The following is a 22789-nucleotide window of genomic DNA, read 5'->3' on the forward strand; positions in this document are numbered from 1 at the left end:
CGTCATAATCCACCCGCGCGATCTCCGCCTCGCGCATGCCGTCGGACCACATGAACCGGGCGCCAAGCCATTGCGGATGGTGGATCAGGACATGGAGCGTCGACCGCTTCAGCGGAATGCCCGCCTGCTGCAGACGGATGCACATGTCGGCGAAGATATTGTCGATGAAGCGCTCGTCGCGCGTGCCGTTGGTCAGCCAGTCGACGACACCGTCGACCTGCGTGGCGGGGGCGTGGTTGTCTTGCGCGGTCATATCCTGCCCCTCACGGCGGTCTGCATCAGGGCAGATATCGTGCCCCGGCTCCGCCGCGTCAACCTAGCCAGTTGCATGGATTGTGCGCATCGGGCTGTCGGGGCTGTGCCCCCTTAACCGACGATCCGGATCGACCCCAGCACCACCGGACCCGAAACGAGCGCGAGCCTCGATGTCTCGGTCAATTCGATCCTGAGCGTGCCGTTGCCGGGGATGGCAAGATCCTCTCCATCGAGGCGAATGCGGCAATCGCCGTGCGGCGCGTAAACCAGATGCGTGCCGGCATGCAACGGTCGATCGCCGGCTTCCCTGAGCGCTTCGAGCTCGATCTCCACCGCACCGCGCCGCGCCATCAGGTTAACGACCTCGACCGGCCCGGCCTGAAGCTCCGTCACGATCTCGAGCTCGCCGGTGAACCGCACGGTCGTAAAAGGTTCACGCTCGTCGAATTCCTGGCCGGGGGCCTTGAGCACCAGCCCGCGCCCACTAACCACCATCTGCAAGCGGTCGATGCCCGGCATATGGGAGAAGGGACCGGGCGCCACGATCGGCGTGCTCGCAAAGCGCCAGAGCAGACTGCTCCAATCCTTCACCCCAGCGTCAGCGCGATGTGCGTCCGCGATATCGGTGAAGATGCCGCCGCCGTTCTTCCAGGGCGAGCGGGTGTAGTCTTCAGGTCTGAGCAATGTCGTCTTCATGGGGATCCTCGATGCGATGAGGGTGCAGGGAAGCGCGTTCGTGTGCGTCCAGGAACGGCTCGGCCTCCTTGCGCACCACGTCCAGGTGCGTGAACAGCGCCACGTGGCCGCCGTCGGGGAGCGCCAGCAGCTTTGCCTGCGGGATCGCTCGGCAGACGTTCTCGGCATGCGAGAACGGCACGACATTGTCGGCGCGGCCGTGCACGATGAGCGCGGGTGCCGAGATCGATCCCTCGGGCAACTCCCCCAGCGCGGCAAACTGCGCGATGTCGTTGACGGTACCCGGAAGCCGGGCGTGCAGATGCTCGAACACCGTCGACTGCAAGGCGCGGAACAGCGGCCCTGCCTCCGGATGTCGCAAGGTCCGTTCGCGCATGGCGTCATCGGGAATCGCGCGGCGCGCGGCAGCCTGCGGATTCCGTTCACTTCGCCACTTCAGGATGCGGGGCAATCCGGGAAGACGCGCAAGGTGGCGCATCATGCGCAGGCGCGCGGTGATCTCCGGCGGCGTTTGCAGTTTCCCCGTGCAGGCCGATACCAGCACGAGCGAGCGGCAGCGCGAGGGATGCCGTGCGGCGAATTGCAGTGCGGAGGGACCGCCGGCGGAGACCGCGACGACCGCCACGGTCGAAATCCCGAGCGCATCGAGCAGCGCGCCATAGACGTCAGCCTGTTCGTCGGGCGACGCGCCAAGCTCGAGGCGCGTGCCGAGATAGCCCGGGCGGGACACGGCCACCACCCGCTTGTCCCTGAGCGTCGCGGCGAGGGCGCGCGCCAGCAGCCACGACTGGTCGTGGCCGCCCATGCCGCCATGGATGGCCATGATAGCAGGCCCCTCACCTGCGATTGCGCATTGGACTGTCCCGCGGGAGGTCCGCACCGAGACCGGAGCGGGCCCGGCGAGCGGCAATGCGTCCGGATTTGCGATCATGTCGCGGCTTCCGGTCGTCCGGATGCGCTGGCCTTGAGGTGGCGCAGAAGCGCTGCCGCCTCCGTCGGCGGCCGACGCTCGATCCTGCGATACGCGCGTCCGTCGGCCGTGCGGGAGACCAGGCCGTGATCGCACAGCGCGCGGCGGAGCAAGGCATCATCGGCGAAAGCGTGCTGACGGCTCAACAACGTCTTCACTTGCGCCTCGGCCAGACTGCACCGCGGCGGGAAGCCGGCCCACAACACCCAGAGGCTCAACTGCTGCAGGCTGTGGCGGGCCGGCCAGCGAAGCAGCCTGCCGTGGTCGTCGAAATGGCGCGCGGCGCGCTGCACGCGCTTCAGATCGACCGCATCGACTTGTGGTGCCGGCGTGCCGCGATCGTCCACGGCGGTGCCGACCGCACGCGCGCGGAAATGCTGATAGTTCCTGTGCCCCGTCGCACGTGCAAGAATGTTGAGGAGCTCGACGTGACCGGGCGGCGACGTACGCTCCAGAAGCTGGGCGCGCAGGGATTTCGCGAGCGCGGAAATGTCGCCCGCAACGAATTCAATGGGGGTTCTGGTCATGACCAATCCTCGATGTGCCGTTCCACAGATGGATTGTCGGAGGTCACCGGCTTACGACGCGGCACGAGGTTTGGTGTCGATTCGATTGAGCCTTGCAGGTTTAGCTTCCCTCGCGGGACGGTGACGCCTGGGTGAACTGCAGACCCGGCCGAACCCTTACTATAGACGCCCGGCAAGCTCAAGAGCCCCGCCCACCGGATGGGGCGCGGGTGCACGTGGTGCGCAGCGCAATCCGGACTACGTATCCGCTCTCACATTCCGCTCAGGCCGCTATCGACCGCGAGCGTCTGCGCGGTGACATAGACGCTTTCGTCCGACAGGAAGAACAGCACCGCATAGGCGATCTCCCACGCCGTGGCCTGGCGGCCGAACGGGACGTGGCCCTTGCCGCGATTGGGACGGCCGGCGCCGGCTTCGCGGCCGTTCGGGGTGTCGACGAGGCCGGGATAGACGAGGTTGGCGCGGACGCCACGGCGCGAGCCGAGATGAGCGATGTTGCGCATGAGGCCGCCGAGTGCGGCTTTCGATGAATCATACACCGCCATCTGCGATCCCGCCTTCAGCGCGGCGATCGAGGAGATGAAGACGACCGAGCCGCCATCGTCGAATTTCGGCAGCGCGGCGCGGCAGCACAGCATGGGACCGCGGACGTTGACGTCGTAGATCCTGTTCCACTCCTCGGGGCTGACGTTATCGAGGCCGGTCTTGCCGAAGGTACCGATGTTCAGCACCATGCCGTCAAGGCCGCCCATCGCGCGGTGGGCTTCCTCGATCATGCGCTGGACGTCAGCCTCGGACGTCACGTCGGCCGCGATGGCAAAGGCCTCGCCGCCTTCATCGGTGATGTGCTTGACGGTCTGCTGAGCCGAGGCATGGTTGAGGTCAGCCACTGCAACCTTCGCGCCCTCCCGCGCGCATAAAATGCTCATGGCGCGGCCGTTGCCGATCGGATCGGTGGCGGCATCGAACACGCGCTGGCCGCCGCCGACGATCAGGATGCGGTGGCCCTTTAGCCGTCCCCTGCCCGGCGCCTCACCGAGCGATTCCGCGCTCGGCGGACGAACATAGCGCTCCGGCTTGCTGTCGGTTTCAGTCATCGCGACCGCCTACTTCTTGCCGCCGTCATAGACCGTCATGCCGGCTGCGGGATCGAGATCGGTTTCGGTCGCCTCGGTCAGGCGCGCCATCATCATGTAGAAGCCGAGCGCGACGATGGATTCCACGATCTCCTGGTCGCTGAAATGCTTGCGGGCAGCAGCAAAGGTCGCCTCGGGCACGCGGACGTTCTTGACGACCTCGCGCCCGAAGTTCAGCAGCGCGCGTTCGGCCTCGTTCAAGGCAGCCGCGCCGTAGTCGGAGCGCTCGACCGCGTCGACCTGCGCTTGCGTGCAGCCGACGCCGAGCGCGATCGGAACATGCTGACGCCATTCATAGGCGCCGCCCTCTAACTGGGCAGCTTGAAGGATCAGGAGCTCGCGGTTGACCGCGCTGAGCTTCTGCTTGTGCAGGATCGAATTGCCGAGCCGCATCGCCGGGATCATGTTGGCCTCGGCATGGGCCATCATGCGAAAGATATTGAGTTTGACCGGCATGCGGTCGAACGAGGCGCGGATATCGCCGCTCGTGGTCTCCGGATCAATCAGGGGCAGCCTTGCCACGCGTTTCTCCCTTAGGCTTTCGTTTCTTGTCGGTGTCCTCGCCTGCCCCGATCAGCGACAGGAAGAAGGCGAGATAGCGGTCGATCGCCTCGATCACCTTCTGCCGCGGCGAGGGCGCGGCGCCCATCACGTAGTGCTCGAGGCGGATGTAGATCAGGCCGGCCGCGAACAGCCGCGCGGTCTCGCGCGGGTCCGGCGTCTTGACCAGGCCGGCGAGCGCAAAGCCGCGGAAATAATCCGTCATCATGCTCTGCTCGCGAGCATAGAAATGATCGGCGAACTTGGCGCGGATGCCGGGCACACGGTTACGCTCGGCGGTGATGACCTTCTGAAACTGGTGCTCGCGCGGATCGGACCATTGCTCGACGAGGTCGAGCGCAAACTGGCGGCAGAACGCGGCGGGCTGGCGCGCGAGCTGCCTGTAGCGCGGCTCCTCCAGCCGGCTCGCCGAGCTTGCCGGACCGTGCTCGCTGACGATCGCCTCGAGGATCGCCGCCTTGCCGGAGAAATGATTGTAGAGGCTGCTCTCGCGGATGCCGACGCGGCGCGCGAGCTCCCGCATCGAGGCGCCGCCATAGCCGCTCTGCGCGAACAGGTCGAGCGCTTCGGTGAGGATGCGCTCACGGGTCGTGGGCGCAGCCGCTTCCGCCGCGCTGGAGGTGTGGAGAGCCATGCAACTTGACTAACGAACGATCGTTCGCTAGTCAACCGTACGAACGATCGTTCGTCTCGCCCACTCTGGCGGCAACGGTCGCGGCCCGCAAGCCTGCTTCGGGCGCTGTTCTCGCGTTTCAACTCCGCTCGATCGAGAGGCGGAGAGCAATTTTTGGGAGACGACCCATGGCGCGCTTCGCCCGCCCTCGCCTCACTGCGGCCTGCATCCTGTTGCCGCTGCTCGCGGCCAGTATCGCCTCAGCCCAAACCGCAAAATACGATCCCGGCGCCGACGACAAGACCATCAAGATCGGCACCACCGCGCCGCTGAGCGGCCCGGTCTCGGCCTTCGCGCAGATTGCGAAGTCGGCCGAAGCCTATTTCCGGAAAGTGAACGACGACGGCGGCGTCAACGGACGTCGCATCCAGATGATCATCGCTGACGATGCCTATAGCCCGCCCAAGACGGTGGAGCAGACCCGGCGCCTGGTCGAGAGCGAGGAGGTGCTGCTGATCTTCGGCGGCGTCGGCACGCCGACCAACAGCGCGGTGCACAAATATCTCAACGACCGCAAGGTGCCGCAGCTCTTTTTGGGCTCGGGCGCGGCGAAGTGGGACGATCCCAAGAATTTCCCGTGGACCGTCGGCTGGCAGCCGACCTATCGCGACGAAGCGATCGCCTATGCAAAATACATCAAGGCGAGCCGCGCCAATGCGAAGATCGGCGTGCTCTACCAGAACGACGATCTCGGCAAGGATTACCTGAAGGCGCTGGAGGAAGGCCTCGGCAGCGGCGAAGCGATCGTCGCGCGCGCGGCCTATGAGACCTCGGCCCCGACCGTCGACACCCAGATTTTGCAGTTGAAGACCGCGGGTGCCGATGTCGTGCTGGTCGCGGCGACGCCGAAGTTCGCGGCTCAGGCGATCCGCAAGATCGGCGAGATCGGCTGGAAGCCGACGACCATCATCTCCAACGTTTCGGCCTCGATCAGCGGCGTGCTGGAGCCGGCCGGCAAGGACAGTTCCACCGGTGTCATCTCCAGCCAATATCTGAAGGACGCAACCGATCCCGCCAACAAGGATGACCCCGGCTACAAGGAATGGCTGGCGTTCATGGACAAGTACATGCCTGATACCAACAAGAGCGACTGGCTCAACGTCTACGGCTACACCATCGCGCAGACGCTGGTGACGGTGCTGAAGGCCTCCGGCAACGACCTCACCCGTGCCAATGTGATGAAGCAGGCGACCACGATGAAGGACGTGAAGCTGCCGATGCTGATCAACGGCACCGCGGTGAGCAACTCGCCCGAGCGCTTTACGCCGATGACGAGCCTCCAGCTGATCCGTTTCGACGGCACGCGCTGGGTGCCGTTCGGCGATCTCCTGAAGAACTGACCGATGCGGCAGGTGACGATCGGCAGCATGCGGGTCGATCTCGTCAGCGAGATCCCCGCGCTTGCCTTCGACAAGAGCTGGCTGTTCGCCAACGTCACCGACGAGGTGATCGCGGAAAACCGGAGCTGGCTCGATCACCGCTACATCGAGCCGGAGACCGGCCGCTTCATCCTCAGCCACCACTCCTATCTCGTGCGCACGCCGCGCTGGACCGCCATCGTCGACACCTGCTGCGGCAACCACAAGAGGCGGCCGCGCGTGCCGGCGTGGAACAACCTCGACCAGCCTTATCTCGAGAACTTGCAGGCGCTGGGCGTTACGCCCGAACAGGTCGACTTCGTGATGTGCACGCATCTGCATGTCGATCATGTCGGCTGGAACACGCGGCTGATCGACGGTCGTTGGGTGCCGACCTTCCCCAATGCGCGCTATCTGATGGGCCGCGCCGAATATCGCCACTTCGAGGCCGCGCACAATGCGGCGCCGAGGAGCCCGGTGAACCACGGCTCGTTCGAGGATTCCGTGCTGCCGGTGGTGGCGGCCGGCCTTGCCGAATTCGTCGAGACTGATCATCGCCTGTTTAGCGACCGCGACGCTGCCTTGCGCTTTGCGCCGGCACCTGGGCACACCGCCGGCAACATGCAGATCCACCTCACCGGCCGCCACGATCACGCGGTGATGTCGGGCGACGTCATTCATCATCCGATCCAGTGCGCTGCGCCGTGGCTATCGAACGCTGCCGACGTCGATCCGGCCGCGGCGCTCGCAACGCGCATGGCGCTGCTGGAAGAGCTCGCGGATACCCCGAGCTATCTCCTCACCGGCCATTTTCCGGCCCCGACCGCGGGACACGTGGTTCGGCACGGCGACGCCTACAGATTTCGTTTCGGGGATTAGGGGGAAACCATCATGAAGCTGCGGACCGTCACGCTCTCATTGTTCGCATTGTGGTTCACGGCCCTGCCGGCACGGGCAGAGGATCCGGCCGCCTACCCCAGCCACAAGATCAGGATGCTGCTGCCCTACGCGGCCGGCGGCGGCGGTGACGTGGTCGGCCGGCTGCTCGCCGACAGGATGGGCAAGACGCTGGGGCAGAGCATCTATATCGAGAACCACACCGGTGCGGCCGGCACGCTCGGCACGCAGATGGTCGCGACATCGCCAAACGACGGCTACACCATCACCGTCGGCGGCATGACCACGCATGTGCTGGCCCCCGCGATCTATCCAAAACTGCCCTACGATCCGATCAAGGATTTCACGACCATCGGCCGCGTCGGTACCTCCTCGATCATGCTGGTTGCAACCAAGAATTTTGCCGCCCACGACATCAAGGGCCTGGTCGCTCTGGCCAGGAAGGGCGAGCCGATCCAGTACGGCAGTTGGGGCGTCGGCTCGACCGGCCAATTCTGCGCGGAGATCCTGATGCAGCAGACCGGTATCAAGATGGACCACGTGCCGTTCAACGGCATCGCAAAACTCGCCGGCGACCTGCTCGGGGGACACATTTCGCTGGCCACACTCGACGTGGCCACCGCAACGCCGTTGGTGAAAGACGGTTCGATCAAGGCGCTGGCCGCCTGCGGCGAGCGCTCGCCGAGCCTGCCCGATGTCGCCAGCTACGGGGAGCAGGGCGTGCCGTTCGATCGTAGCCTGTCCTGGGCGATGTATGCGCCGGCGGGCCTCGCTCCGCCGATCGCACAGAAGCTCTCGGGGGCCCTGAAGGACGCGCTCGATGACGAGGTGGTGAAGCAGAAGCTGCTGGCACTCGGCATCACCCCGCAATTCGTCCCCGGCGACGAGCAGCGCGATCTCAACGCGCGCGACATCGCGGCCTGGAAGCAGGTTGCCAAGGACGCCGGCATTGAGGTCAAGTGAGCAGGAACGTGGCGGGCAGCTCGCGTGCACCATCCTTCGAGACGCCCGCCGGCGGCGGGCCGTCAGGATGAGGTCCCGTCGTGAATAGGCAGAGAACAGGAGCGCGGGCATGAGCCGCATCTTCGGCGCGGTGCGCCAGAACGGATATGTGGTGCGGGACATCCAGGCCGCGATGAAGCACTGGATCGAAGTGATGGGTGTCGGCCCCTGGTACTACATGGACCGCGTCAAGACCGACTGGTTTCGTCACCGCGGCGAGGACTCCGCCGTGGAGATGAGCATCGCGCTGGCAAATTCCGGCGACCTCCAGATCGAGCTGATCCAGCAGCGCAACGACGCGCCCTCGCTGTACAAGGAGTTTCTCGATGCCGGGCACGAAGGCCTCCAGCACATGTCCTACTGGAGCCACGACTACCAGGCCCTCTACGACAAGGCGATCGGGCTCGGCTACAGGATCGGCCATGAGGGCCAGATCGGCGGCGACAAGGGGCGCTTTGCCTATTTCGACACGCAGGACCATCCGGGCACGGTGATCGAGATCTCGGACATCAGCGGCACCAAGGGGCCGTTCTTCGAGAAGGTCCGGCAGGCCGCGATGAGCTGGGACGGCACGCGGCCGATCCGCGAGGTCGGTGGGGCAAAATCATAGCCGGCGAGGCCGGTGCATCACTTGCACGCCTGTGTGGTAGGGTCCGCTGATTGTAACCGCGTTGGCCGGAGGTCCGCTCGACGGGGATATCATCAGGGGCGAAAGATGAGCCGAGACCAGGTCTTTGGGTTGCTCCGCAATCTCAAATGGTTCGTCGTCCTCAGCCTGGTCTTTTCTGCGATCCTGTCGCTGCCGGCGCAGATCGTCGAGCTTTATCGCATCAGCTACGCCGACCTGAAGTTCCTGAACCTCGTCCTGCTGTGGCTGACGCTCCTTCTCGTCGGCAGCCTGATATGGTTCGGCTCCGCCATGGTGGTTCTGGAGAGCCGGGCCCGGCTCTCCGGCAAACCGACGAGGATGTTCAACTGGACTGCCAGATTCGCACCGATCGTGCTGGGAGCGCTCCCGCTGATCGCAGGTGCGGCCGGGCATTTCGGCGCAATTCCGCTGCGGCTCGGCGAAGCCGACGCCAAGCTGAACGAGATCTACAACGCCCCCGGAAGCGCCTTCGACAAGTTCGACGCCTCGCTCGCCATCTCGGTCGGGCAGTCGCTGCACCGAAGCGGCTACGCAGTCCTGTTTCTCACACTTCTTGCGGCCTGCCTCTGGTACGCTGTGGGAAAGGGGCACGCGGCCGACCCATCCTACGTTCAGCGCTTTCGCAGCCGATCGTTCCTGCTCGGCACGATTGGGCTTATCCTTGCCACCACCGCGATCTTCGCCGTCGGGCCGACGGGGTTTGCCGGCGCGCTCGGGCCCTTCGTCGTCCTCGCGCTCTTCGCCGTTTGCATCACCGCGTTTTGTACCTATGCGAGCCTCATTACCGTCCGTTCGCGCATGCCGTGGTTGCCGCTGTTTCTCGGCCTGGCGGTCGTCCTGTCCTGGATCGACTGCAACGACAACCACGGGATCCGGACACTGGACGGTCCGGCACCGGCGTCGGGCCTTGATTCGGCGACATCCGAATTCACACGATGGCTCTCACTCCGCCCCGACCGCGATCAGTTCAGCAAGGACTATCCCGTCTATGTCGTCGCCGCCCGCGGCGGCGGCATTTACGCCGCCTATCAGAGCGCGATCTTCCTGGCCCGGCTGCAGGATCTTTGTCCGGCCTTTCGCCATCACCTGTTCGCAATCAGCGGCGTATCCGGCGGGAGCATCGGCGCTTCGGTGTTCTCGTCGGCGCTTGCGACCGTTGCGCAGAAGGAGGCCGGCGAGACGGCATGCCCCAAGATCGCCAGCTATCTCGAACGGCAGTCTCCGCTGGACGCGGCGATCGAAACGCCGGGACCGAACGAGCGGTACGTTCGACAGGCGCTTTCTGCCGACCTGCTCTCGCCGCTCATCGCCTCGACGCTGTTCGGCGACTTTCTCCAGCGCTTCATCTTCCGTCCGGTCGGACCGCTCGACCGGGCCCGCGCGCTCGAATATTCGCTCGAAAGCGCGACGAGATCCGGCGCGACGGCCGGGCCGCTGGAGCAGCCGTTCATGGCGCACTGGCTGGCGGATGGCAGCAGGCCGGCGCTGCTGCTCAACGCAACCGATGCGGCGAGCGGACGGCGCGTGGTATTTTCACCGTTCACGTTCGGGAGGGAGGCGAACGGAGACAATGTCGATTCGCTGTCGTTCTTCCAATCCCTCAAGCCGCCGGACGGCGGGCCACCCAACTCCGGTCCCATCAACGTTCCCCTGAGCACCGCCGCGTTCGTCAGCGCGCGATTTCCATGGGTCTCGCCCGCAGCCAGCGTGACGGCAAAGGACCCTTCGTCGCCCGGCATCGACAAGATGCGGCTGGTCGACGGCGGCTATTTCGAGAATTCCGGTGTCGATACGGCCATGGATCTGATCGACTCGCTGCGGGGAACCATCGCGGAGATCAACAAGTCCGCCGATGATGCGCCTGATGGTGCAGCGAAGCCGAGCCCCCGTGTCTCGATCAAACTGATCGTGCTCGGAGGCGGCAGCTATCCCGAGCGCACCTCGTTCAGTTTCGGGGAGATGCTCGAACCGATCAAGGCGCTGCTGAACACACGCGACTCCCGGGCCTACATCGCGATCAACCGCGCCGCCCGGGCGCTGTCCGCGCAGTCCTTCGCCATCGACGTCCATGGGACGCAGGAGACCAGCATCGTCAGGAATCTGCGTCTCGCATCGCTGAGCAACCCGTACTACCCGCTCCCGCTCGGATGGACCATGTCGGACAAGACCCGCGAGATCATCGAAAAGCAGAGCGGCCGTTTTTGGGATTGTGAAGCCGGGCGAGACTTCACCCAGAGCGATCGCAGCGGCGCGACAGCGGATTGCATTCAGGTCCTGCTCGCGCACGAGCTGGATGAGACGGTCGACTTGGCCGCCCACGAGATCGCCATCGAGAACCACTATCGAGAGCTCGGCGATGCTCGTCAGGATGTTCCGTCGCGGCTCGACATCAGGGCGATCAGCCGATGCTACGCCGACGGATCGGGACTTCCGGTGAAGTCGTTCCAGGTCCATGCGCTGCAGGCGCTGCTCAGGGAATGGGACCACCATCCAGAGCTGACTGACCTGCGGCAGCTCGCCTATGTTCTCGCCACCGCGGCCTACGAAACCTGGGATTTCAGGATGTTGTCCGAAAATCTCGTCTACAGGAACGCGACAAGGCTGACGTCCGTATTTCGTATCCCCCAGGACGAAGCGCCACGGTTCGTCAACAATCCCGAGGGTCTGGCAAACAGGATTTACAGCGGCAAGATGGGAAACACGGAGCCGGCCGACGGCTGGCGCTATCGCGGCCGAGGCATGATCCAGTTGACCGGCCGCGGCAACTATCAAAAATATGCGGCACTGATTGGCGAACCGCTCGAAGAGGAGCCGGACCTGCTGTTCAATGCCAGCGTTGCCTCCCGCGTGACCTTTGCGCTCTTTTTCGGTGGTGGCGTCAACAAGCTGACATCTTATTTCAACGACGCGCAGGACGACTGGGAAGGCGCGCGCGCCGTGGTCGTGGGACGAGCATCGACCCAAACGCTCCGCCAACAGGCAAAACCCATCCTTACGACAGGCAAGCGATTGCTTGCCTGCCTCAGAGCTGCGCAGCCGCAGGAGACGCCGGCCAAGCTCAAATAGAGTTTGTCTTGCGGCCCCGGCCGGCTATTCTCGCAAATGTTGCAGATCCCGGCTTGGGGGCCGTGATGAAATTCTTTTTCTCTTTCTTTTTCAGCGGGCTGACATGGCCTGCGCGCCCGCTCGCGCGTTTGCCGACCAGCGCATGGCGCTGGTGATGGGAAATTCGCATGAACCCGTGTCCGAACCTTCAGCGAGGCAATCATGTCCGACACTGACAAGGTTTTCGCCGGCTCGATTCCGAAAATCTACGACGAGTATCTCGTTCCGATGATCTTCTCTGTCTACGCGGAGGACATCGCAAGACGCATCGCCGCCCGCTCGCCCTCCGTGCTGCTCGAGATCGCCGCGGGCACAGGCGCAGTGACGCGCGCCGTGGCGGCGGCGCTGCCGCGCGGCATCCGTTACGTGGCAACCGATCTCAACGAGCCCATGCTCGCGGTCGCCGCGCAGCGCCAGAAGGACGATGACCGCATCAGCTGGCGCCAGGCGGATGCATCGGCCCTGCCCTTTGGTGATGCCGAGTTCGACGCGGTCTGCTGCCAGTTCGGCGCCATGTTCTTTCCGGACCGCACCAAGGCTTACGCGGAAGTGAAGCGCGTCCTGAAGCCGGACGGCACGTTCGTGTTCAACGTCTGGGATCGGATCGAGGACAATGTGCTGACGCATGAAGCGACGGTCGCGCTCGGCAAACTGTTTCCCGACGACCCGCCGCGCTTCATGGTCCGCACGCCCCACGGCTATCACGACAGAGACGTCATCAGAGCCGACCTCGAACGTGCCGGCTTCCGCGATATCTCGATCGAGACGCGAGCTGAAACAAGCCGCGCGCCATCGCCCGAATATGTCGCGCTCGCCCTTTGCCAGGGCACGCCGCTGCGCGGCGAGATCGAGGCGAGGGATGCCAGCACGCTTCAGGCCGCGACCGACATCGTCGCCGAGGCGATCCGGACGCGTCATGGCGCCGGACCGGTGGAGGGCAAGATTCAGGCTGTGGTGATCGAAGCGCGTCCGTAACTGCAGGTCGTCCGGGCGGCTATTCCGCGCGTCCTACCACCAGCTTCCCTGCATCGGCTGCGTCGACTGATAATATTGGTACTGGCCGCGCTGCCGGCGCGGATTGGCCGGCTGTACGTAGGGGTCACGCTGGTAGAAGAAGCCGAAGCCGTTACCGCCGTTGTCCCAGCCGTCATCGCTGGCGATCATGGCAGGTGCGGTCGGCTTGCGCGTGATGAAGCCGCCTTGCGGCTGGTCGCTTAACACCGCGACGAATTCGGTCCGGTAATTGGTTTCGCTGCTCAGCGGCTCGTCCGAGACGATGATTGAAGAGCGCGGCAATGCGGTCGGCCCGATGCGATCCCACACCTCTTGCGGGATGGTGATGCGGTCGAGCGCATTCCTCGCCTCGTCGCCGTTTTCGATCGTGACCACGCTCCAGCGCAGGCCCGTAGCGGACTTCGCCATCGCCGTGAAGATATGCGTGCCGATCGGCTGCTCGGGATTGCGGATCGTGACGGGGACTTCGATGCTGGTGTCGAACACCTCACCGCCGCCATCAGGTGCTGGCTTATGCGTGTTTCGCCGCACGTAGAGCTTTTGCGTCGAGCGGCTGATGTAGACCGAGACCGGCTCACCGGCGAGCTTTGCGTCGGTCGCTGCCTTCACGGCGTCGGCCTTCCTGGCCGCGGTGGCCTTCGCGGCCTCCTTCGTCGCGGCCACGGCATCGCGCTTCGGCTGCGCGGCGGCCTTGGCGGCGTCGAGCTGCGTCGCCGCGTCGGCGGCCTTGGTCGCCGCCTTCTGCTTCAATTCCTCGGCCTTGGCGCGGGCCTGATCGTTCTTGGCATTCGCGAGCGTCTTGTCGGCGAAGGCGAGCTCGGCGTCAGCGCGGGCCTTCTGCTGTTCCAGCTTGCGCAGAACGGCAGGAAGCGAAGCAGCTTCCTTCGCGGCAGCGGAGGCAGCCTTCTTGGCCTCCTCGGCAGCCCTTGTGGCCTCGTCGGCTTCGACGGAGAGCTTGTCGGCCTGCCTGGGCGCTGCCGCGATCGCTTCCGGCTTCGGTACGAACAGCGAGGGGTGAGAGATATCGGTCGGGACCGTATCGTGCGGCGAGATGATCACCCGCATCCCGATATACGTCTTGTCGAACAGGTTCTCGGCAAAGCCGAAGGGCATGCGCACGCAGCCGTGCGAGGCGGCATAGCCGGGCAGCGGTCCGCCATGCAGCGCGATGCCGTTCCAGGTGATGCGCTGCATGTTCGGCATCCAGGCATCGTCATACATGGTCGAGCGGTGGTCCTTGTCCTTCTCGATGATGGCGAAGACGCCGGCCGGCGTCTCGCGTCCCGTTGTGCCGGTCGACACTGGCGCGCGCAGGATCCAGCCATCGGCATCGTAGAACGTGACCTGCTGGCTCTTGATCGACACGATCGCCATGATGGGATCGCCGGCCTGGCGCTGGGCCACCGCCTCGGCCGGCTGGCGCGCCTGCTTGGCCGCGCTCGCCGGCGCCACCGCCGCCAGGACCGCCATTGCCGCCAATGTCACGATTCCGGGAGGCACCCGACGCCGCATCGCCTTGGTGGGTTGCGCCGTCGTCAGTCGGTTTTTCATGCCATCCTCGGTCGAAATGCCGGCCCGCTCGTGCCGATCATGTATCAGATTGCGGTCATTCAATTAAGAAATCGCAGCCGCCATACGTTCCGTCTGTGGCGATATTCGGCCCGGTCCGGCGACAAATCCCTCATATACGACGGCCTGAGCCGGCGGAAGGTCGGTTGCAGCCGGGATTAGTCCGAACCAGGTGGCAGTCACTGCGGCAGAATGTCCGGCTGTGCCGGCGAGGACACGCCCGTCAGACGCCCAGAGCCTTACGGTTGAAGCCTCGCAGGAAGCGCAGCGACAGCGTCCGGACATTGGCGACGTTGAGCAGCCAGGCCGCTCCGACATAGGCAAGGCCGCCGGCAAGGCTGACGATGACGAGAGCCACGAAGCCGGTGCCGCCCGCTTGCGACCGCGCAGCCAGGATCGCAGCCGCCATCGCCGCAGCGGAGGCCGCAATACCGGCGAGTCGGCCGAGGTCGAACGGGACCGGGTGGGCGCGATGCATCAGGACGACGGCAACGAGGAAGCCGAGCGCCTCGGTCGCAAGCGTCGCCAGCGCCGCGCCGTAAAGGCCGTAGCCGGCGACCAGCGCGAACATCAGGACCACGCTGACCACCAGCGTGAGGAAAGATTGCGCCGCCAGCATGAACGGCCGCTCGGCCAGCTGGAAGCTGATCTGCACGTAGAACTGATTGGCGATACCGAAGAAGCGGGCAAGCACCAGGGTCGGCAGCAGCGCCGACACGCCGGCGCGGAAGTCGACGCCGACGAGCGTGCCGGCGACCTGATCCGCTGCCAGCGCGAGCCAGATCGCAACGGGCGTGACGACGACGAGCAGCAGCTCGAGACTTTCAGTCAGCCGCTCCCGCGTCGTCTCCTTGCTGTTCTCGGACAATGACCGGAACACCAGCGGCACGGTGGCCGCGGCGACGCTGGAGGCGATCATGACCATGAACTGGCGCGGCAGGTCGGCGGCAACGCCAAAGATGCCCGCGGCATCCTTGCCGAGCAGATAGGCGACAATCAGCCGGTCGCAGGCCGAATAAACTGCGACGGAAAGCCCGGCGAGCGTCAGCGGCAGGCCGTAGCGCGCGAGCTGCATGAACTGGCTGCGCTGGAAGCGGGCGATCCTGGTGCGGTCGCCGACGAGGTTCAGGATGATGCCGGTGAGCGACCCCAGGCCGAACGCGGCCAGCAGGCCCAATCCACCCCAGCCGAGCCAGATGCCGAGGAGGCCGAAGCCGACGCTCGACACGCTGCGCACGATCGAAATCGCGGCAAACCGGTAGGGTCGCAACTTGGCGCGTTCGAACTCCTGGCCGACATCGACCGCATTGGCCATGATCGCGACGAACATGCTGGCGAGCAGCAGCTCGACACTGAGGTCGCTGCGGAACAGGAAGACCAGCGGGGTCGTGGCGCAAAGCACCGCGACCGTGAGCCCGAAAGCCACCATCGCCGTGCCGCGAAAATCCACCTCCGCCGACATCGCCTGATAACGTGACACCGACAGCTTGATCCAGGCGAAGAAGATCGCACCCAGAATGCCGGCGAGGCTGATGCCGACGACATAGACGCCGTACTCCGCCGGCGTCAGCAGCCGCGTATAGGCCGTGACCGCGAAGAAGCCCACTGCCGCAGGCAGGATGTAGGCGACGAGATAAATCGAGAAATGGCGGTTCAGCATGCGAGCATGGGACCGGCAACGGTCTTGCGAGTGTGGCGGCCGTTCATCAATGGGGCCTTGAATGGGGCCTTGGCGGGGCAAACGAATGCGCCGCAGCATCGCTCAAGAATGTCACATAAGTCTGCAGATCGGGCGGCGAATGAAGCCTTGGAGCCGCTTTCGCGCGTTAGCGTTAAATTTGCCCTTCCTCGGATGGCAAGGCGCGATCACGAAAAGGAACCGACTTCCAAGCGGCAGAGGTTAACCCAACAAGCCGAAACCCCGGCGTCGCGAGGCGTCGCTTGGTACGATGGTGCGTTGGTTCGAAAAGGACTGAAGTGACAAGGCTCGACAGACGCGAATTTCTCCTCGGCAGCGCCGCAGCACTCGCGGCGGGCGCATCCGCGTCGGCGGCGCCGGCGTCGAAACTGGCGCAGCGCCGTCCGGGGTTCGGCGCAGCGGCCACGCTCTGGGACCTGCAAGCCGATCCCAGGCTCGGCGAAGCCATCAGCACCTATTGCACCCAGGTCGTCCCGGTGCTCGAGTTGAAATGGCCGATGCTGCGGCCGAATGCGCACACGTTCAATTTCGAGCGCGCCGACGCGATTCTGGATTTTGCGCGGGACAACGATCTGACGATGCGCGGCCACGCGCTGGCCTGGTATCACGACATTCCGGACTGGGCCAAGCAGATCAAGCACACCCGCGGCGTCGAGCGCGCCTATGTCGACCACATCGGCACCGTCGTCTCCTACTACAAGGACAAGCTGACCTCGTGGGACGTCGTCAACGAGCCGATCCCGGACAATCCCCGCAGTCCAAAGGACCGGCGCGACACGTTCTGGACGCAGCATCTCGGTCAAGGCTGGATTCCGCTGGCGTTCCGCACGGCGGCTGCGGCAGATCCGTTCGTCAAGCTCGCGATCAACGAATATGACATCGAGTCGGCCAAGGACTCCTTCATTGCCAAGCGCGCGGCTTACCGCAATCTGATCATGGACCTGCTCGACCAGGGCGTCCCCCTGCACGCCGTCGGGCTGCAGTCGCATCTGCATGCCGAGCTTGAGATCGACACCCATGGGCTCGCCGAGTTCGTCACCGAGCTGCGCTCGTGGGGACTTGAGGTGTATGTCACCGAGCTCGACGTCGACGACCAGAAGCTGACCGGAAACCCGGCGGAGCGCGACGCCATCGTCGCCAAGCGCGTCAACGACCTGCTGACGGCGATTTCGACCAGCGGCCCGGTGCGTTCGATCCTGACCTGGGGCCTCTCGGATCGCTACAGCTGGATCAACGGCGTCTTCGCCCGCGCGGACAAGCAGCCGAACCGGCCGCTGCCGCTCGACGGCGAGTTCAAGCCGAAGCCGTTCATGGACGTAATCAGCAAGTTCACGAAGGACGCCTGAACGCGCGAGCTTAGCCGCGCGTCTTCACCTCGAACTCGGCCGCCTCTCCCATATCTTCGGGCGACAGGCTCGGAGCCCGGCGATCGCGCGAGCTGAGGCGGAACACGTCGCGGATGTCCTCGACCGAGGTCGACGAATAGGACTGGATGCAGAGCGCGACCTGATCGGGCGAGGCGGCACGCATCAGCGCTTCGATAGCCGGGCGGTCCAGCGGCGTGTCGTCCCAATGCGAGACCGCGACGCTGTTTTCGGTGACCCGATGGGCGGCAAGATGCCCGGGCGAGTTCGCGACGAAATGGCCGTACATCAGATATTCCGAGAACTTCTTCTTCCGGCACAGCGCCAGCACCCAGTTCAAGCCGGTCGCCGACTTGATTTGCGCAGTCATCGCGCGCGCGGTGTCTTTGTCCCAGACCAACGCATTGCCGACATAATCGTCGGCGGGGAAGGAGCGGTTCTTGATGCCGAGCAGCTGATCGACGGTGCGCAGCCACAGCCCATGCAACGGGTGGTCAGCACCGATGTCCTTCGGCGTGACGAACAGCGGCGTCTTCTCAGCCCCGGCATATTGCCCGACGTCGAATTCGCGGAAGAACAGATTGTCCGAATCCAGGATGCAGATGCGCTGCTCGGGCGCGTTGAGGACGCCGGCAATCTTCAGGATCTGCTGGATGTGCCAGCCGTGCACCGGCGAGGACAGCAGCGACAGCCAGACGCGGCGCTTGCTGATGAACTGAAGCGCCGGCGGCAGCGCAAACAACCATTTCGGCAAGTAGCGCGAAGCCGGAACGATGACCCGCTTGTCGGAGGCGAAGCGCTCGAACAACGGCACGTCTTCATCGTTAACGAGAACATAATGCCGCGTGTATCCCGTGAGCCAAGTATCGATGCTCTCGCTGAGCAGCGAAAAGCGTTCGATATCCTTGGCATAGCTGGCGGTCAGCAGGGCAACGGAATGCATGGAGCGCGCTCAAATGGCCATCAGGCCGTACTCATAGCGGCGTCGGTGTGCGTTGGATACTTCCATTCGCAATCAAGGTAAAATGAAACGAAGCGTTAGCCATCCGACGGCAGTCCCTGCTCGATCCCGCGAAAGCGCAGCGGCGCCAGAGCTGAGGCGCGCTGCCACCAGTCGGCGACGCGGTCGTCGAGCGCGGTCGTGCCGCGGCCGTGGCCGGGGAAGATCCGGATCTGCTGCACCGCCTCGGCTTCGTACCCCCTGCCCTTGCGCGTGATCTTGAGGGCGGCGCCTTCACGGTCCCGCTGGGTCAGCGGCACCAACAGGCGGCCGCGCGGCCGAAGTGCCTCGAGCCAGAGCGGATGCGGATGTGAGAAGCCGGCGTGGATGATGATCACGTCAGCGGGCTCGCGGATCTCCTCACATCCATCGCCATGAAACACGATGACGTTGCGATAGGGGCGAAGATAGTTCGCAGCACGGAACGCCAGGCGCTGGTCGCAATCGACCGCCATCACGCGCCCTTTCGGACCGACCATCTTCGACAGGATCGCAGTGAAATAGCCGAGCCCGCAGCCGATCTGGACCACGCGGTCCTTCTCCTTGATGTCGAGCACGTCGATAAGATGGGCCCATAGGCTCGGCAGCCCGGTGTCGAGCTTGCGGCGCGCGTCGATCGCGACCAGCACGTTGTCATAGAGATGAACCGGATCCGCATCGGGCGTCAGCCGGTAGCTGCGCGCCGCCTCGCTCTTGATGCGCCAGCGGCCCCTCGGCAGAAAGTCTTCGCGCGGGACGGCAGCGAGCGCTTCGAGCAGGCGCTTTGAGGCAATCCGCTCGCGCTTTGCAATCAGCTCGACGTAACGCGCTCGCGCGGCGGCAAGATCACTCATGTCAGGGGTCGGCGCGTTCGCGGACCGGCGCGTCCGCACCGAGCTCGTTGACGAGCTGCACCGCCTGCTTCAGGTCCGGGGTGTAAAAGCCCTCGCTGAACTTGCCGACAACAGGCACGAGCAGCAGACTCGCGTGCTCGCGCCTGCCGGCCTGATGCGACAGGCGCGCGAGGCTGACGGCCGTGCGAAGCTCCCAGGACAGCGCGCCCTGCTTGCGCGCGATCTCCAGCGACAGCGCGAACAGATCGCCGGCCTCCTGCGCCGAGGCCGGGTCGCCGTCCGACAGCGTGATCTCGCCTTGCAGGCGATAGACTTCGGCGAGATAGGAGTGATCGCCGGTCCGCCGCGCGGTCGCGAGCGCACCGTCAAGCGCGCGCAAGGCGGCCTCGCGCATCCCGACCTTGGCGTAGGCTTCCGCAAGCAGGCAGCGGAACCAGCAGCCGGCGAGCCAGGAATCCATCGCCTCGTACTCGTCGAGGCCGAAGCGCATCTGGCTGAGGCCTTCATCGGCCTCGCCGAGTTGCGTCAGCGCCCAGCCGCGCAGGATCGCCGCCTGCTGCTTCCAGTGCAGGAAATTATGTTCGGTGGCGATGATCATGGCGCGGTTGGCATGGTCGCGCGTGCCCTCGACGTCGCGCAAATGCTGGCAGAGATACGCACCGAACACGAGCGCGAAGGCGAGCGTGAAGGGATGGCGGATCTTCTCGGCATTCGCGATCGCCTGCTCGCTGTGCTGGCGCGCCGCGTCGGGCCGGCCGAGGAACCACAGCAGGTAGCCGAGATAGGACAACGAGACGACGCCGGGATCGGTGCCGTGCCGCTCCATCAGATCGGAGTGCAGATCGGGGCTGTAGAGATTGATGCAGCGGTGCAGATGATGCTGGGAAGCTGCAAAACGGCCGCGATAGAGCATGGTCATCGCGATCGAGCGGTGCGCTTCGATCAGATAGCCGGTCTGCTGCGCCGGCTGCGTCCGCTCGTTGAGCCGCTCGCGCTTGGCGAATTTCAACAGCTCGACGCTGAGATCGTGCGCGCGGGTGAGATCGGCGCGGATGAAGTGGCAGACCCACAGGCCGCGGGTGGCGGCAAAGATCTTTTCGTCGTCGTCGAGCTGCTGGCCGAGCTCGAGCGCGCGGATGTAGTTCTCCTCGACCTCCTGGACCGCGTAGCCCTTGGCGGCGATCAGCGCGTTGCCGAGCGCGATGCGCAGCTCGAGCTCCATCTCGTCCGCGCCCTGCATCCGCGCATTGGCCTGCACGACGCTGAGACCGCGGCGCAGATGGCCGATCGCCTCCAGATTGGCACCGCTCTTGGCCGCCTGCTTGCCGGCCTTGAGCCAGAAGCTCGCGGCGCCCTCGCTCTGGCCGGATTCGGTCATGTGATGGGCGAGCAGCTCCGGTTCGCGCTCGGTCTTCTCCGGATACATCTCGGCAAGCACCTGGGCGATCCGCGAATGCAGCTTGCGCCGCTCGCTGTGCAGCAGGCTCGCATGCGCGGCGTTCTGGATCATGACGTGCTTGAAGGAGTAGAGCGCATCGGGCGGAAGACCGCGGCGCATGATCAGCCCGGCCTGCTCCAGATGATTGAGCGCCGCCTCGATCTGTTCGGCCGGCGTGTTGGCGACGGCATGCAGCGTCTCGTAGGAGAACTCGCGGCCGATGGTGGCGCCGATCTGCGCGATGCGCTTGAACGGCCCCATCCGGTCCAGCCGCGCCATCAGCGAGTCGGTCAGGGTTGCCGGGATCGCGAGCTGCCGCCACGGGCCCGACAGCACGTAGCGCCCATGCCGCTCGGTCAGCAGGTTGGATTCGAGGACCGTCTTGGTCAGCTCCTCCAGGAACAGCGGCACGCCGTCGGTCTTGACGATGATCTCCTCGACGACCTCCTTGGGCAGCTCTCTGCCGGCGACGCGCTCCACCAGCGTGGTGCGCAGCTGCCGGCTCAGGCGGTTCAGCACCAGCGTCGTGATGTGCGAATGCGCGTTCCAGCTCGGCTGGAATTCGGACCGCGCTGTGATGATGGCCAGGATCGGCCGGTTCTGCACCCGGTCGACCAGGAGATCGATCACCTCGCGGGAGGTCGGGTCGATCCAGTGCAGATCCTCGAACGCGATCACCAGCGGCATCTCGCGCGCAAGGCCGAGGAAATGATTGACCAGCGCCAGGGCGGTCGCATCCTTCTGCTGCTGCGGCGACAGCTCGAGCCGCGGATAGCGGTCGCCGGTCGGTATCGACAACAGCGCGGCAAACAGCGGCGTGACCTGCTCGATGTCGCCATGAGCGGCGGCAATCGCGCTCTCCAGGCTCGCCAGCGACAGCGCGGAGGCATCCTCGCGGTCGAGGCCAAGGGAGAATTTGAGCTGCTCGGCGAACGGATAGAATGCAGTGGACGTGTAATAGGGCGAGCACTGGAACGAGACCTGTCCATGCCGGTCGCCCGATATCCGCTCGAATATCTCCTGGATGATGCGCGACTTGCCGATGCCGGGCTCGCCGAACTTGACCACGACCTGACCGTCACCATCCTTGGCCTGCTCCCAGCGGCCCATCAACAGCGCGATCTCCTCCTCACGGTTGACCAGCGGCGTCAGTCGCGTGCCCATGGCGGCGGCGAATCGGGTCTCCACCCGCGAGGCGCGCACAACGTGCCAGGCCTGCGTCTTCTCGGATATCCCCTTCAAGGCGTGGACCCCGAGATTGCGGTAGTCGAACTTCCCCTTCAGCAGCGACTGGGTCGATGAGGAAATCACCACGCCGTTGGGCGGCGCGAGGCCCTGCAGGCGCGCGGCGAGATTGACGGTTTCTCCGACCGCGGAGTCGCGCTCTTCGGTACCCTGTCCGACGAGGTCGCCGACCACGACGAGGCCGGTCGCGATCCCGATGCGGACGGCGGGTGCGTGGCTGAGCCCACCGCGCAGCTCGGTCGCGCGTGCGGTCGATAGCAATCGCACGATCTCGAGCCCGGCGCGCACCGCGCGCTCGGCATCGTCCTCATGCGCGGTCGGATAGCCGAAATAGACAAGGATACCATCGCCGACGAAACGGGCGGCAAAGCCCTCGTAATGCTTGACCACGCGGACGCAGGTTTCGCGGAAGCTCGCGATCATGTCGCGGACGTCTTCCGGATCGAACTGCACGGACAGCGAGGTGGAATCCACCATGTCACAGAACATGGTGGTGAGCTGACGCCGTTCAGCGCCGACCTCGGTGCGGGTTTGCGGCACCATTGTCGCGGGCGCCTCGGCCGTTTCCGCCTGGAACAGCGCTGCCATCGCCCGTTGCAGCCGCTTGCGATCGCCAAGCGGCAATCCGAGCTCGACCAGATCGGACTCGGTCAGGTCGCCAATGACGTCGAGATCGAGACGGTGCTGTGCGAAGAGATCGGTGTAATGGCCGAGGCCGACGCCCTCGAGCCAGCGCTTCAGCCCGCCATCCGTTCCCGTGTCCGGCTCATTCTCCAGCATGGTGATTTCCGCCCGACC

The 22789-nt window shown here is 65.1% G+C and carries 19 protein-coding genes and 1 pseudogene; 7 read left to right on the top strand and 13 right to left on the bottom strand.

Going from position 1 to position 22789, the window contains the following annotated elements; all coding sequences use genetic code 11:
* The 7 genes and pseudogenes from IC66_RS0126625 to IC66_RS0126655 form a co-directional block, all read right to left on the bottom strand.
* A pseudogene (locus IC66_RS0126625) lies at positions 1-253 on the bottom strand (adenylate/guanylate cyclase domain-containing protein); the annotation flags it as partial.
* Positions 254-366: 113 nt separating this feature from the next.
* Complete coding sequence (locus IC66_RS0126630) at positions 367-951, bottom strand: HutD/Ves family protein (RefSeq protein ID WP_038949720.1); 585 nt, start codon at positions 949-951, stop codon at positions 367-369.
* Entirely contained in the window at positions 926-1774 is an 849-nt protein-coding gene (locus tag IC66_RS0126635; protein ID WP_063712068.1) for an alpha/beta fold hydrolase, read from the bottom strand. The genes IC66_RS0126630 and IC66_RS0126635 overlap by 26 nt, the downstream gene beginning before the upstream one ends.
* Positions 1775-1878: 104 nt before the next feature.
* Entirely contained in the window at positions 1879-2448 is a 570-nt protein-coding gene (locus tag IC66_RS0126640) for a DUF2087 domain-containing protein (RefSeq protein ID WP_028142242.1), read from the bottom strand.
* Positions 2449-2699: 251 nt separating this feature from the next.
* On the bottom strand, positions 2700-3545 hold the full coding sequence (locus IC66_RS0126645; protein ID WP_038949723.1) for an SDR family NAD(P)-dependent oxidoreductase: 846 nt from the start codon (positions 3543-3545) through the stop codon (positions 2700-2702).
* A gap of 9 nt (positions 3546-3554) precedes the next feature.
* Positions 3555-4106 carry a carboxymuconolactone decarboxylase family protein gene (locus IC66_RS0126650; protein WP_038949724.1) on the bottom strand — a complete coding sequence of 184 codons (552 nt, stop codon included), beginning with the start codon at positions 4104-4106 and terminating at the stop codon, positions 3555-3557.
* Positions 4084-4779, bottom strand: coding sequence for a TetR/AcrR family transcriptional regulator (locus IC66_RS0126655; protein WP_038949725.1), 696 nt, complete (start codon positions 4777-4779; stop codon positions 4084-4086). The genes IC66_RS0126650 and IC66_RS0126655 overlap by 23 nt, the downstream gene beginning before the upstream one ends.
* Positions 4780-4946: 167 nt before the next feature.
* Between IC66_RS0126655 and IC66_RS0126660 the strand changes: the two genes are divergently transcribed.
* From IC66_RS0126660 to IC66_RS42675, 5 genes are all read left to right on the top strand, one after another.
* Entirely contained in the window at positions 4947-6158 is a 1212-nt protein-coding gene (locus IC66_RS0126660; RefSeq protein ID WP_038949726.1) for an ABC transporter substrate-binding protein, read from the top strand.
* 3 nt (positions 6159-6161) lie between these two features.
* The gene (locus IC66_RS0126665) at positions 6162-7055 is read left to right on the top strand and encodes an MBL fold metallo-hydrolase (RefSeq protein ID WP_038949727.1); all 894 of its coding nucleotides are present in this window, start codon (positions 6162-6164) and stop codon (positions 7053-7055) included.
* 12 nt (positions 7056-7067) lie between these two features.
* Positions 7068-8036, top strand: coding sequence for a Bug family tripartite tricarboxylate transporter substrate binding protein (locus IC66_RS0126670; protein WP_038949728.1), 969 nt, complete (start codon positions 7068-7070; stop codon positions 8034-8036).
* Positions 8037-8145: 109 nt separating this feature from the next.
* Positions 8146-8685, top strand: a complete 540-nt coding sequence (locus IC66_RS0126675) for a VOC family protein (protein WP_028142235.1) — start codon at positions 8146-8148, stop codon at positions 8683-8685.
* Between the two features lie 105 nt (positions 8686-8790).
* Positions 8791-11790: a patatin-like phospholipase family protein gene (locus tag IC66_RS42675; protein WP_083859345.1), complete on the top strand. Its 3000-nt coding sequence runs from the start codon at positions 8791-8793 to the stop codon at positions 11788-11790.
* Here the strand turns inward: IC66_RS42675 and IC66_RS46480 are convergent.
* Complete coding sequence (locus IC66_RS46480; RefSeq protein ID WP_157158100.1) at positions 11783-11959, bottom strand: hypothetical protein; 177 nt, start codon at positions 11957-11959, stop codon at positions 11783-11785. The genes IC66_RS42675 and IC66_RS46480 overlap by 8 nt on opposite strands.
* Before the next feature lie 32 nt (positions 11960-11991).
* Here IC66_RS46480 and IC66_RS0126685 point away from each other — a divergent pair, with 32 nt between their 5' ends.
* On the top strand, positions 11992-12804 hold the full coding sequence (locus IC66_RS0126685; protein ID WP_038949730.1) for a class I SAM-dependent methyltransferase: 813 nt from the start codon (positions 11992-11994) through the stop codon (positions 12802-12804).
* A 33-nt stretch (positions 12805-12837) separates the two neighbouring features.
* Here the strand turns inward: IC66_RS0126685 and IC66_RS0126690 are convergent, their stop codons facing one another.
* Positions 12838-14394, bottom strand: a complete 1557-nt coding sequence (locus IC66_RS0126690; RefSeq protein WP_028142233.1) for a L,D-transpeptidase — start codon at positions 14392-14394, stop codon at positions 12838-12840.
* Between the two features lie 241 nt (positions 14395-14635).
* The gene (locus IC66_RS0126695; protein WP_038949731.1) at positions 14636-16072 is read right to left on the bottom strand and encodes a lipopolysaccharide biosynthesis protein; all 1437 of its coding nucleotides are present in this window, start codon (positions 16070-16072) and stop codon (positions 14636-14638) included.
* 317 nt (positions 16073-16389) lie between these two features.
* On the opposite strand from IC66_RS0126695, the gene IC66_RS0126700 reads away from it, so the two are divergent.
* Entirely contained in the window at positions 16390-17457 is a 1068-nt protein-coding gene (locus IC66_RS0126700; protein ID WP_038949732.1) for an endo-1,4-beta-xylanase, read from the top strand.
* A gap of 10 nt (positions 17458-17467) precedes the next feature.
* Here IC66_RS0126700 and IC66_RS0126705 read toward each other — a convergent pair whose 3' ends face one another.
* From IC66_RS0126705 to IC66_RS0126715, 3 genes are all read right to left on the bottom strand, one after another.
* The gene (locus tag IC66_RS0126705; RefSeq protein WP_038949733.1) at positions 17468-18418 is read right to left on the bottom strand and encodes a DUF6492 family protein; all 951 of its coding nucleotides are present in this window, start codon (positions 18416-18418) and stop codon (positions 17468-17470) included.
* Between the two features lie 95 nt (positions 18419-18513).
* The gene (locus IC66_RS0126710; RefSeq protein ID WP_038949734.1) at positions 18514-19308 is read right to left on the bottom strand and encodes a protein-L-isoaspartate O-methyltransferase family protein; all 795 of its coding nucleotides are present in this window, start codon (positions 19306-19308) and stop codon (positions 18514-18516) included.
* Position 19309: 1 nt separating this feature from the next.
* Positions 19310-22771: an AAA family ATPase gene (locus IC66_RS0126715; RefSeq protein WP_038949735.1), complete on the bottom strand. Its 3462-nt coding sequence runs from the start codon at positions 22769-22771 to the stop codon at positions 19310-19312.
* Positions 22772-22789 lie beyond the last annotated feature (18 nt).

Origin of the sequence: Bradyrhizobium genomosp. III (assembly GCF_000261705.1) — a bacterium.
GTDB lineage: Bacteria > Pseudomonadota > Alphaproteobacteria > Rhizobiales > Xanthobacteraceae > Bradyrhizobium > Bradyrhizobium ottawaense.